General features: G+C 50.8%; 10 protein-coding genes. 4 read left to right on the top strand and 6 right to left on the bottom strand.

What is annotated here, in order from left to right; translation table 11 throughout:
- Positions 1-4 precede the first annotated feature (4 nt).
- The 4 genes from ISG32_RS06380 (at position 5) to ISG32_RS06365 (ending at position 4,162) form a co-directional block, all read left to right on the top strand.
- The gene (locus tag ISG32_RS06380; protein ID WP_323745898.1) at positions 5-928 is read left to right on the top strand and encodes a methyltransferase domain-containing protein; all 924 of its coding nucleotides are present in this window, start codon (positions 5-7) and stop codon (positions 926-928) included.
- A gap of 128 nt (positions 929-1,056) precedes the next feature.
- Entirely contained in the window at positions 1,057-2,091 is a 1,035-nt protein-coding gene (gmd, locus tag ISG32_RS06375) for a GDP-mannose 4,6-dehydratase (protein WP_194770159.1), read from the top strand.
- Positions 2,092-2,103: 12 nt separating this feature from the next.
- Positions 2,104-3,006 carry a GDP-mannose 4,6-dehydratase gene (locus ISG32_RS06370; protein ID WP_194770158.1) on the top strand — a complete coding sequence of 301 codons (903 nt, stop codon included), beginning with the start codon at positions 2,104-2,106 and terminating at the stop codon, positions 3,004-3,006.
- Between the two features lies 1 nt (position 3,007).
- Positions 3,008-4,162, top strand: coding sequence for a glycosyltransferase family 4 protein (locus ISG32_RS06365; protein WP_194770157.1), 1,155 nt, complete (start codon positions 3,008-3,010; stop codon positions 4,160-4,162).
- Positions 4,163-4,260: 98 nt separating this feature from the next.
- On the opposite strand, the gene ISG32_RS06360 is transcribed toward ISG32_RS06365, so the two are convergent.
- The 6 genes from ISG32_RS06360 to ISG32_RS06335 all read right to left on the bottom strand — a co-directional run bounded on the left by ISG32_RS06360 (position 4,261) and on the right by ISG32_RS06335 (position 12,767).
- A complete protein-coding gene (locus ISG32_RS06360) occupies positions 4,261-6,207 on the bottom strand; it encodes a leucine-rich repeat domain-containing protein (RefSeq protein ID WP_194770156.1) in 1,947 nt (648 codons plus the stop codon).
- Positions 6,208-6,281: 74 nt separating this feature from the next.
- Positions 6,282-7,328, bottom strand: a complete 1,047-nt coding sequence (locus ISG32_RS06355; protein ID WP_228529619.1) for a glycosyltransferase family 2 protein — start codon at positions 7,326-7,328, stop codon at positions 6,282-6,284.
- The gene (locus ISG32_RS27885; RefSeq protein ID WP_407645038.1) at positions 7,276-7,590 is read right to left on the bottom strand and encodes a GtrA family protein; all 315 of its coding nucleotides are present in this window, start codon (positions 7,588-7,590) and stop codon (positions 7,276-7,278) included. Before ISG32_RS27885 ends, ISG32_RS06355 begins: the two co-directional genes overlap by 53 nt.
- Before the next feature lie 86 nt (positions 7,591-7,676).
- Positions 7,677-8,387 carry a class I SAM-dependent methyltransferase gene (locus ISG32_RS06345; RefSeq protein WP_194770153.1) on the bottom strand — a complete coding sequence of 237 codons (711 nt, stop codon included), beginning with the start codon at positions 8,385-8,387 and terminating at the stop codon, positions 7,677-7,679.
- Between the two features lie 546 nt (positions 8,388-8,933).
- The gene (locus tag ISG32_RS06340) at positions 8,934-10,730 is read right to left on the bottom strand and encodes a glycosyltransferase (protein WP_194770446.1); all 1,797 of its coding nucleotides are present in this window, start codon (positions 10,728-10,730) and stop codon (positions 8,934-8,936) included.
- A 69-nt stretch (positions 10,731-10,799) separates the two neighbouring features.
- Entirely contained in the window at positions 10,800-12,767 is a 1,968-nt protein-coding gene (locus ISG32_RS06335; RefSeq protein WP_323745897.1) for a tetratricopeptide repeat protein, read from the bottom strand.
- Positions 12,768-12,771 lie beyond the last annotated feature (4 nt).

Here is a 12,771-nt window from a genome sequence, read left to right as displayed (position 1 = left end):
CCCAGTGCTTGAAAAAATACTCCGCGCCGCAAAGAGAATACCGATTGTCAGTTCAGTTGATAGATTTCCTTTGTCGCCAAAATTACCGTTGCCAGATGGGGTTTCTGAAAAGATGTTGTACGAATTCATAACATCTGTTCGGGTGAGGGGGGCTCCTGAGGCTGAAATGCGTGCATATGCAGAAACCGACTTTAGGCGATTCGCATACACATGGGGTATGGTGCAGGACCTGAATGGGCGTTGCCTTGAATTGGGGGCAAATCCTTATTTTACTTCGGCATTGCTAAGGAAATTTACGAATCTCGAGGTTACCTTTGCCAATTATTTTTCCTTGGAGAAAAATGGAGTCTATGAGCAGCAAGTGGACTTTACTGATTTAGACGGTGTGAGGTCTTCGGAGCCCTATTCATATCATCACTTCAATGTTGAGAATGATAGGTTTCCATTCGAAGATGAGCAGTTTGAAGTGGTGATATTTGCTGAAATTCTCGAACATATGCAAAATGACCCTTGCGGAGTGCTTCGGGAGATTTTTAGGGTATTGAAGCCGGAAGGGGTTTTGGTTCTTACCACTCCAAATGTTTCTCGTTTGGAGAATGTTGCTCGAATGTTGGCTGGGGTTAATATTTATGATCCTTATAGCGGCTATGGGCCTTATGGGCGTCATAATCGCGAATATAATCTCCATGAGCTTGATAAACTTTTGCGCTTCGAAGGGTTTGAGCCTGTTTGGAATTTTACTGCTGATGTCCATGCGAATGGCTCGGGGAATTACTTCGATTTGTCTAAGTTTGGAGGGTTGCTGGATTTTAGAAAATTTGATTTGGGGCAGTATATTTTCTCCAAATCAATCAAAAAAAATGTGATTAATGAGGGGCGAAGGCCTGCGTGGCTGTATAGAAGCTATCCTTCGGATCAATTGGTTTGATGAATCGGGTTTATTGAAGTTGAGGCTCTTGGGTTGATTCTAGGTGATGGTTTTTGAGATTAGCTGGTGTTAGACCACCCATCTGTCTGGAATGGTATTAAAGCCAGTTTGTGTATAAAGGGAATTCAGTGAAAAAAGCTGTTGTAACAGGTATTACTGGTCAAGATGGCGCATATTTGGTGGAACTCTTGCTAGCGAAAGGCTACAAGGTTTATGGCACCTATCGACGGAACAGTTCCGTCAATTTCTGGCGCATCGAAGAATTGGGTATTCAGAATCATCCGAATCTGCATCTTGTAGAATATGACCTGACGGACTTGTCGGCCAGCATTCGTCTGCTGCAGACCACAGAGGCGACCGAGGTCTACAATCTCGCGGCGCAGAGCTTCGTGGGGGTATCGTTTGAGCAACCGGTGACAACTGCAGAAATCACCGGTATCGGCCCAGTGAACTTATTAGAAGCTATCCGCATCGTCAACCCAAAGATTCGCTTCTACCAAGCCAGTACGTCTGAAATGTTCGGCAAGGTGCAGGAGATCCCTCAGCGCGAATCCACGCCCTTCTACCCGCGCAGCCCTTATGGCGTAGCCAAGCTGTATGCGCATTGGATGACGGTGAACTACCGTGAGAGCTACGACATCTTTGGATCCAGCGGCATTTTGTTCAATCACGAGAGCCCACTGCGCGGCCGTGAATTCGTGACCCGCAAGATCACTGATAGTCTCGCCAAGATCAAGCTTGGCAAGCTGGACGTGTTGGAGTTGGGCAATATGGATGCCAAACGCGATTGGGGCTATGCCAAGGACTATGTGGAAGGCATGTGGCGCATTCTGCAGGCTGAAAAGCCCGATACTTTTGTGCTGGCAACGAATCGTACCGAGACAGTGCGCGATTTTGTCTCCATGGCTGCCAAGGCTGCTGGTTTCGAGCTCAAATGGCAGGGAGCCGCAGAGTCAGAAGTAGGGATCGATGTCGCATCCGGAAAAACACTGGTACGTGTGAATCCCAAGTTCTATCGTCCAGCGGAAGTGGAATTGCTCATTGGCAATCCCGAGAAGGCTCAGCGCGAGCTGGGCTGGAAGCCCACGACCACGCTGGAGCAACTGTGCCAGATGATGGTGGAGGCGGATCTGCGCCGCAATCAGGCCGGTTTCTCGTTCTGAGGTGCTTCACAAGTGCGGCGAGCTCTGATCACAGGTGTCAATGGGTTCACGGGTCATTTTTTGACTCGTGAGTTGGAGCAACATGGCTGGGAAGTCTGGGGACTTGGCTCGCATCCTGAACCGGAGCGGGTTCGTTACCGGCACGTGGACTTGCTGGACGCGAATGCTTTGGATGATTGGGTGCAGCAGGTGCAGCCCCAAGCGGTGATTCATCTGGCTGCAATCGCTTTCGTGGGGCACAGCAACGCACGTGCCTTCTACGACGTGAATGTGGTGGGTACACGCAATCTGCTTTCCGCTTTGGCTGCGCTTGCTCAATCGCCAGAACATGTGTTGCTCGCCAGCAGCGCCAACATCTATGGCAACACGACCGAGGGTGCGCTGAACGAGCACACTCCCGCCAATCCGGCCAATGACTATGCGGTCAGCAAGTTGGCGATGGAGTACATGGCGCGACTGTGGATGGACAAGCTCCCGATCACGATTACGCGCCCTTTCAATTACACGGGCGTCGGGCAATCTGAGAGCTTTTTGTTGCCGAAGATAGTGAGTCATTTTTTACGCCGGGCGGATGTGATCGAGCTGGGCAACATGGAGGTTTGGCGCGACTTTTCGGACGTCCGCGATGTTGCAGCTGCCTATCGCCGTTTGCTGGATTCTGATGCGGCCGTGGATGAAACCGTGAATGTGTGCTCGGGTCGGCTGGTGTCATTGCGTGAAGTGCTGCAGATGGCCGAAAGTATTTCCGGGCAGTCGATCAAGGCGGTCACCAACCCCGCATTCGTGCGTGCGAATGAAGTGAAGACCTTGTGTGGTGACGCGTCACGATTGAGCCAGCTGATAGGCGCATGGGAGCCTCGTCCGTTGAATGAGACGCTGACCTGGATGTTGTCGGACCAGCCAGGAGTCCAGTGACGTGGCACATGTCATTCTGGGCGCTGATGCCATTCATGCGCCATTGACGGGCATTGGTCGCTATGCCTATGAACTGGCGACGCGACTGCCTCAGTGCGAAGGCGTGGAATCACTGCGGTTCTACTCCCTCGGGCAATGGATCAGCAGTGAGGCGGTGCAGGCTCGCGCCAAGACGGTATCCACAGAAGAGCTGAACAGACCCACGCTTAGACGAGTGCTTGCCGGCAACAAGCTGGCGGTGCGAGCCTATTCAACTCTCATGCCCATCTGGTCGCGCTGGCGCATGCAGAAGGAGCGGCATGCGTTGTTTCACTCGCCCAACTATTTTCTGCCTCCGTTTCCGGGCAAGTCGGTGGCGACGATCCACGACTTGTCGCACATCGTCTGCCCCCAGTTTCATCCAGCAGCGCGAGTGGAATTGCTGAAGAGAGACTTGCCGAAAACAATGGAGCGGGCTGATTTCCTTATCACCGATGCGGAATCCGTACGCCGTGAGGTGATAGAACATTTTGACTGGCCTGAGGATCGGATCTGCGCAGTTCCCTTGGGTGTGGACACGTCGTTTCATCCGCGTACATCCGAAGAAACCTCTGCCGTAATGCATCGCTATGGACTGGTGCATGGCGGCTATTCGCTGTATGTAGGGACCATTGAACCGCGCAAGAATCTTGCACGATTGATTCGGGCATATGCGCGGTTGCCCGAATCGCTGCGTATGAACGTGCCTTTGGTGTTGGCGGGATCTCGTGGCTGGCAGGCAGAGGAGATTCACGATCTAATGATGCTCGGAGCTAACGCGGGGTGGCTCAGGTATCTGGATTTCGTGCCACAGGAGGACTTGCCCTTTCTGTATGCAGGCGCGCGACTGTTCTGCTTTCCTTCTTTGTATGAAGGGTTCGGCTTGCCTCCACTGGAGGCGATGGCGTCGGGGATACCTGTGCTGACGTCAAGTACCTCGTCGCTGCCGGAAGTGGTGGGTGATGTGGGGTTGAAGGTGCAGCCAGAGGATGAGGCCTCGATTGCCTATGCGCTTGGGCATGCGTTGCAGGATGAGGTGTGGCGTGCTCAGGTCTCTGCCAATGGTGTGAATCGATCTCTGGCCTTCACATGGGCGCAATGTGCCAGCAGTACAAGTGCGATTTACTCCCATTTGTAGGTGGCAGTTTTGAACAATGTATAGATGAAAAAATCACCCAAAAAATCCTCTAACCTGTTGCTGAGCTTGAGGATTTTTTAGGGTCGGCTGATTGATATTTAATTTATAGTAATTGCTACCAGTCCGATTGCCAAATTTCGCTCGTCAGCATTAATTCCTAATGCTGATGGGCTTTTTGCGTCATGAAAATAAAATGATAATATGAGGCTGCCTCCTTTTGGTGAGAATCTTTGGCGAATTTTGTCCGTGTCAATGTTTATAAAATTGGCAGTGGATTTATATAGTTTGAATGATTCAAAAAACTCATCATTAATGAAGATGTCAACTGTTTGAGAAGAATGCGAAGGTGTGATTAGTGCATTTGCTTCGATTTCTATCGCTGCATGCGACTGAGTTACTGGAATCAAGAGACTTGCCTGATTGGAGTTGGACCATACTCCCCAGCTTTCCGGATTCGCCCATCCGTTGATTAAAAGCTGCCTTCCTTTGTCATTTTGTGAGAATGTGACTCTCTCGTGTTTTGTCACTCCAATGAATGCCGTGCTGTTTTTGATATCGCACTCAACTTGAGATATCTTCTTTTTCTGTTGCTCTACGAGTAAGGACCAATATCTATCATGATCAAAATTTGGATGCATGCTGATTTGGTGTGATGGATCTATGAAATTGGATAGGGAAGTTGTCTTGGAAGCAATGCTAGGGTTGCACGCTATCAAATTTACCCGATCCCAACCGGTGACATAGTTTCGCATTGAAGTCTCTATATGTAGATTATTGAGACTTGAGGTGGTGGCAATCAATGAGATGATGGATGCGAAAACATACGGGTAAATCGTCGTGACTTTGCTTTTGGTGTTTATTATTAGTATTGAAGAAAAAGCAATAAACGTACCAAAGCCAATATATGATAGGCTGCTGTCGAGGAATATGCAGTTTGAAAACGATGTGCACCAAGATTGATATTTTGTTGTGATGGCGACAGGGAGTGTAATGATGACGGAGAGGGCTAATGCGCAACACCCGGAAGTTACGACGGTCAACGCGGTTCGACTGTTTTTCTGAGATTGAATAACATGCTCAATTGACTTTAGTGAGATGTAAAATGATAGTGCGCAGGTAGTTGCTAACTCTATAAACTGATGTGGTCTTATTGAGTTATTGGTGAGTATATCCCAGGAGGGGGTTCTCATATATGAGGATATGGTGGATCCTCCAACAATATGAGCTACTAGCGTTTTGGAGAATAATCGTAAATCAAAACTCTGTGGTAGTTTGTTGCCATCGTATGTCGAAGGGAAAACTAAGCGAAAACCAATGTATAGCAATAAAAATAGAGCAATTAGAAAGCAATCGCGAAAAGTCTTGTTGGAGAGGATTTGTTGTGAGAGTCGTTTTACTGGGCTTGTATTTGATTCTTTGGCGATCGAAATTGTGATCCGGCTTATTAATTCTATTAATATTAAGGAGGTTGCGAATGCAAATGCATATTCGCTAAAAAGCATGCCTGCGAGACATAGGCATAGCCAAGGAAACTCTCTTGAAAGTAATGAGCCTTGGGGGTCGGATCTAATTGATAATATTTTTATTCGCGAGATTAATATAAAAAATATTGGAAAAGAGATTTTGAATGGGTATGCGCCGGGTGATGTATGGAAGTAATCCAGTGGATGAAGGGCGAGTAATATAAAAAAAACATACCAAGTTAGATTTAATCCAAAAGCCTTATTGATATAGGTGGAGAATAAAAAGAATGTTGAAAAAAATAGAAGTACATAAAATATTCTAAATCCTAGTATGTCAGCGTAGTATGCACCTATTAAAGAGGTTATTAAATCAGGGAAGTGAACTATTCTCCCTTGGCCGATGGCGGCCTCTTTTATAAATCTTATAGATTCATCAATGCCGTTCATCGCAAACCAGTGGTATGCGACATCATCCGCTGAAAGTCTGTAGCCCGCCAAAAAGGGGATCGCATGTAATGCGGCGAACAATATAATTGCAACTTTGAAAAGAAACTCTTTTCCAGGTCTGAATGGGGTTTCCATATACTTTTAAGGCGTGTCTGGCGTACGCCAAAGAAAACTGGCTGTTACCACTATCTGGGTTAGTGTCGAATACTTCATTCGTGGTTTTTTTTATTTTTGGAGAATGAGGTTCCAATTTTTTGATCCACATGAAATCGAGGTCTGCTTTTGTTTTCCATATAGATTTTTGAAATATATTCGCCAATTATGCCTAGGCTAAACAACTGAACCCCCCCAAGGAAGTACATGGGGATTACCGTGGAGGCCCAACCTGGTAATGTACTATCAGTGAAAAGCGTGGAAAGGAATCCCCAGGCGGCAAGCGCAATGCTTACAATTGAAACGGTTATGCCTAAAAAGGTAATTAATCTCAATGGGGCTGTTGAGAAAGAGGTAATACCTTGCCAGGCAAAGGAGAGCATTTTGCGTAAAGGGTATTTGGATTCTCCGGCAAATCGTTCTGCGCGATCATATTCAACCACTTCACTTTTAAATCCGAGAAGACGAACTAGGCCGCGTAGAAATAGATTGATCTCTCGATACTCCGAAAGTGCATTTATGGCACGCCTGCTTAGCAAGCGATAATCGGCATGATTGAATATAATGTCGACTTTCATTATCGACATCAACTTGTAGTATCCCTCGGCTGTAAATCGTTTAAAATATGTATCAGTTTCTCGACTCTTTCTTACGCCATAAACTATCTCGTTACCTTTGAGAAAGTGATGAATCATTTGAGGTATCACATTGAGGTCATCCTGCAGATCGGCATCCACACTGATTAGCGCATCCCCAGGAGATGTCATAAGGCCACAAAGCAAAGCATTTTGATGGCCTTGATTACGTGAAAGCTTGATTCCACTGACTGTGGGGTGGGATTGGGAGAGTGCCTCAATGATGCTCCATGTTGCATCTCGACTGCCATCATCGATATAAATAATGGAGCTTTCATGTGAGATTAGTCCATTACTTTGCAGCTGATTGATCAGCATAATGAGGCGATCATTTGTTTCTCGTATTACGTCTTCTTCATTGAAGCATGGAACAACAATGCCGATGCGGATGGGGACTGTTGCTGTGTCGTTTGATCTATTCATAAATAATATTTTTTGAGCTTTTGAATACAAATATTTTGCATCCAATAAATGTAAGTCCAGTATATGTAACCATGCCGAGTGGTTGAGCGAGGTAGGGACTCAATTGAAGATGTGTCGTGCTTAGGTATACTAAACCAACGTTTGCTATATAGGATGTTACAATTACGACTGCATAGCGGAGCATCTCGCTATAACTGGATTCTTTTGATTTGAACGTCCAATTTTTGTTTAAGATATATCCTAGCACTAGTCCGAAAATGTAGCCAGTCAAGTTTGATAGTACCGGGCTCCATTTTAAGTAATACATTGAAAAATAAATAATACTGAGACCAAATGCGGTGTTTAGTGTTCCGACGGTCAGAAATTTATATATTGCAATGTTTTTGGGTGATTTCATTTAACTGCCGTAATTCTCCATTGAGCTCCTAGAAATATTGTTTTCATGTGTGCTTCTAGAAAGCGAAGTTTTTTAAGAGCCTTTGGAAAAAATAGTTTGTACTCTATTTCTACATTTCTCCATCCGGTGGAAATTAGTAGTTCCTTCATTGATTTAGCGCGAATCAATTTGGCGTTTGCGTCAATAGGGCAGGTGTTGACTGCATGAACAGTGAGTGGGTTTAATGGATTGTGTTCAAATATGGCAAGTACGCCGTTTGGTTTTGTAACTCTATTTAATTCGGCAAGCCATTTTTTGTGGTCAATATGTGGTATGTGATGAAATACGCATGCTGTGAAAATGGCATCAAACCTATTGTCTTCGGCAGGTATTGAATCATCAATTTGTAGATATTTCTCATTTCCAGGGAATCTTTCCTGGGAAATTTCCATGCTTCTTGATGAAACATCGGCGCAGCATAGTTTGGAGTTGGAGAAGTATTTTCTAAAGTGGGGTATGGAATTTCCAATTCCAGATCCAAAGTCTAATATATCGATGGGAAGTGTGTGATTTTTGAAATATTCACTAAAATCAGAAATCTTGTATTCGGAGAAATATTCGGGGTTTTCGCCAGTAATGGAAATATTGGCTTTATGCTCTTGGTAGTAATTGTCGGCGAGTAAATCAAACTCTGCTTTCAATTTCTTGTTGTGCAAATCAGATGGCATGAATTGAATTTACCTTCTTTGATGATGTTTGATGTGTCTTTCGAAAAATCCTGCGGTAAAGGCGTAACGCTGTTGTTGGATGTGGCGGTGAAAGTGGGTGCAGTAGATAAACTGATGCCTATACCGAGTCATTTCAGTCAATTTGACTTTGATGTCCGGTGTATTTTAATTTATTGGATAGCAAACGTCACTACAATTGAGGCATCGCTACCGCTTTGCCTTGAGTACACGCACACTCAGTCAGTCATCTCGCTATGCACGGGCTCTTCGGCGTTTGAAGTGCTACAACCGAAGTGGAGTTTTGCAGGGTTGTGTGACTGGCGGTGCCAATCATGCCTCCGTGATCGGATCATTGCTAGGCGCACTTGAGTCAGACTGTATGAAGGTTGAGCGCCATACCCCGTTCACTAAGTTCACCTAAGCTTGAGATCGCCGAGTTCCCCCGTATCGAATGCTAGCGATAGACCTGTTGGAAGTGCTGCGTTGACTCGGCGTGGATCCGTATACAGACGTGGTGGACACTTGCAAAGAGGATGAGTCGCTTGGCTATGCCTTGGATTGCTTGCGGCCGTGAGCAAGTGCCAGCAATGTCGAGGTGGCGAAGTAGCGCAAGGCTTTGCCCCAAGATCGGAAAATGCTTGAATTGTCCACTTTCGCTGTCACCATCATCAATGGCACTTCCAGAATTTTTACTCGGTGCTGGCGCATCAACAGGTAGGTACCCACGTCTTGATAGTCCAGCAAAGTAGCCTCCGAGGAGATCGCCACATCGATTGCTTGGCGGCGGTAGACGCGAAAACCTGAGACGAAATCCTGCAGATCGAATCCGGTGAGCAGGCGATACCACTTCCATGCTAGACGGCGAACCAAACTGTGCTGGGCACGAAAGAAAGCCACGGAGAGGTCAGCAGTGGGGTTCTGCCGCGCGGCTTGCAGCAGCGTTGGCAATTCTTCCACCTCATAGTAGCTGTCGGCATCGATGGTGACCACCGTTTCATATCCGTGTGCCTGCGCATAGCGCAGACCGGTTTGAAGCGTGCCCCAGGTCGTCATTGCAAGCAGGGGACGCAGAACGATGGCTCCGCTCACTTCGGCGAGGTGGCTGGTGGCATCGGTGCTGCGATTGTCGACGACCACTACAGCGGCTCCTGGTGCCAATTCTTTGACGCGTTGGATGATGTGAGCGATATGCGCTTCCTGATTGCGCGCACTAATCACGATCATGAGGCCGTTTTGCCGCGGAACGGCCACCGACTCGGGCACCATGCCTCTGTAGTAGCGATTGATCTCGCGTTCGCAGGGGCCGATACTGAACATGCGCTTGATGGCTTGCACACCAGCCTCGCCAGTGCGTTTGCGCAGTTCGAGATCATGCTGCATGCGCGCGATGTGGCTGCGCCATGCGTGCACGTCCTCATAGGGCACGCGCAGGCCGCTCTTGGCTTGGGCGACGATCCACGGCATGCCGGAGCCGGGAAGGTCGGTGACCACGCAGGGGCGGCCGTGCATCATGGCTTCGAGTACGACGATGCCGAAGGCCTCGGTGCGCTCACAGGATGCAAGGCAGAAGATGTCGCATCGGGCGAGCAGGGCGTGCTTCTGGGCATCGTCGACGGCACCCACGAGACGGACGTTGGGTGCTTGTCCGGGGCGTGTCGTTGCTTTGATCTTGGCTTCCAGTTCGGGGCGCTGTTCACCTTCTCCCACGATGAGCAGTTCCACGCCGGGCATGGTGCTCACGGCCTCGATCAGGGTCTCGAAGCCCTTGTAGTAGGTGAGGCGTCCGATCGACAGGAGTTTGAGCTGGGCGTCTCCGCGCCATTGCATTTCGGCCGGGATGTCCACGGGTGCCGGTGTGGCCTCCACGTTGATGCCCAGTGGGATGATGGCAGTCTTGTCGTGCCAATTGCGCAGCGCCTTGCTGGCTTCAAGATAGGGCGGTGAAGTGGCGATGATCTGTGCCGTGCGCTCAAGCAGTGCCTGCTCGAAGGGCTTGTAGATCATGTAGGCCAAAGCCACGGACCATTTGATGTCCGAGAAGACGATGTCGGACTGCCAATGGATCACCCACGGCACCTTGCGGGCGCTGGGCAGGGTGAGCGCCCAGAGCGCAGAATTGTTGGGCAGGTGCAGATGGAGGACGTCGGGCCGGATACGTTCTATGGCCCTGGCCATGGCACTGCGAAAGCCTGCGGCCATGGGCGCGTAGACCAGACTGAACTGCACCGGCACCCGTTGAATCCACGCTGGATCGTCGGGTTCGGGATCGCCGTGGACCAGCGCATGTGCGTCGATGCCTTGCTTGCGCTGTTCGTTCAGCAGGTCGGCAAGAAACACCTCCATGCCGCCTCGGTAGGGGGGATAGAACTTGCCGATGTGAAGTACGCGCAGGGTCACGGCTGGCTTGTCGGGTTACTGCTTGGGGGCTGGAGGGGCGCTGATCTGGGCCTTGGCCATGGCGTAGCGCTGGGCGTTGGCGGGATCGGCCTGAGTGGCCTGGTCGAGGTCCTTGAGCGCCTCGGCCGTGTTCTTCATGCCGTAGTGCGCCATGGCGCGGGCGTAGAACGCGGGGCCACTGGGGGTGCGGGTGATGAGTGCGTCCATCTGTTCCTTGGCCTTGGCGGATTCGCCCTTGCCGGTGAGCGCCATGGCGAGGCCGACGGCCGCGCGGGAGCTGTTGGGCGATGTTTGCAACACGGCCTCGTAGTCCTTCACAGCTTCGTCGTACTTTTGGATGGTCATGCCCATTTCGGCGCGGCGCAGGTGGGTCTGCTCGGTGAGCTGCTTGGCTCCGGCGCTGTCGTTCACGTCGGAACCACCGGTCTGCAGCGCCGTGCTGAAGGCGTCGAAGGCTTCCTTGGGGTGTCCGAGCGCCGCATAGGCCTCCGCGCGCTGGAACCACAGTGTCTGGCCGGTGTAGCCTTTTTCTTCCGCAGCCTTGAAGGCGCGGATGGCATCGGGGTATTTTTTCTGCTGGAGCAGTGCGACACCGATGCTGAAGCGGGCATTGCCGTTCAGGTCATTGAGCGCATCGGCGGTCATGAAGTCGCGTTCGGCCTGTGCATAGCGACCGCGCTCCATGCGCTCGGTGCCGAGGTTCAGATACGGGCGATAGCGGCCCACGGCGTTGGCGGGGGCCTTGAGATCGATCTTGCTGGCCGCGTCTTCCCAGACGGTTTCGGCGTCGCGCATGGACATCACGCGCTCGGCCGCGAGGCCGCCGAACAGCAGGGCCAGCAGCACGCCGATGATGTAGATGGTGCGCGGCTTGAAGCCCGTCAGCGCGATGGCGACCAGACCGGGAATGCCGACCGCCCAGAGGTAGCTGCGATACAGCACCAGTGGGTCCTGCAGCCAGACGACGGCGAATTCGCTGAAGAACCACAGCATCGGAAACAGCAGGCACAGCGCAGCGAAGCGCAGCACGCCGTCCTTGCGCAGCACGGCCCAGATCGACGCCGCGAGCAGGGCGACGAAGGCCACGGCGCCCAACAGATGCAGACCGGAGCCGAAGGACATGGGGAAGGCGGGGCGCATGTCGATGGACATGGCTCCCACGTAGGGAATCATCCACAGAAAGCCGTAGACGAAGAACAGCGCCGCTTGATTCAGGATGCTGAGCGCGTAGACCTTGCCGCCGACGTTGGGGTCGATGGCCTGCAGTTGCTTGAGGTAGGCGACGGACTGGTTGTCGATGAGGTTGCCGATGAGGTTGCCGTAGATGCTGAGCACTGCACCCACCGCGAGCACCAGCACGACGGCGGTGGCGGCCGACACCATGACGATCTTTTTCCACGAGGGGCGGCGCACGTAGATGTACAGCGGCACGGCCATCGCCACGGTCAGCGCGGATTGCTCCTTGGACAGGGCTGCCGCGACGTAGAAGACGGTGGCTGCGATGAACCAGCCGATGCCGCCTTTGACCAGTCCGCGCACGTAGGCGAAGCAGGCGAGCACGGCGAACAGCGTGGCCATGAGGATGGAGCGCTGGATCAGATAGCCCACGACGTAGACGGCCACCGGATTGAGGGCAAAGACGATCAGGCCGACACGCAGCGCCGCCATGCGCGAGGACTTGAAGTGTTCCTGCTGCTCGATGTCGTGCGGGAATTGGGTGCGCTCGAGCAGCGATTTGAACAGCGCGTACAGCGCGCCCACAGTCAGAACGTGCAGGAAGACGTTGAACAGATGCTGCTTCCACCAGCCTTCACCAAACAGGTTCTGTACCCAGACGAAGCTTCCGTAGGACAGCATGCGCTGTTTGAACTGCAGCAGGCTACCGTAACTGCCGAAGAAGTCGCCCTCCGCCAGTCGAAGGTCATCGAAGATCAACTGGTTGTTCAGCCCAGGGACATAGACGCACAAAATGGCAGCGATCAAAAGG

Origin of the sequence: Diaphorobacter caeni, assembly GCF_015354245.1 — a bacterium.
In the GTDB taxonomy this organism is placed as follows: Bacteria; Pseudomonadota; Gammaproteobacteria; order Burkholderiales; family Burkholderiaceae_C; genus Diaphorobacter_A; species Diaphorobacter_A caeni.
Note: the sequence above shows the minus strand (reverse complement) of the source record. Positions and strands in the feature narration are given on the sequence as shown.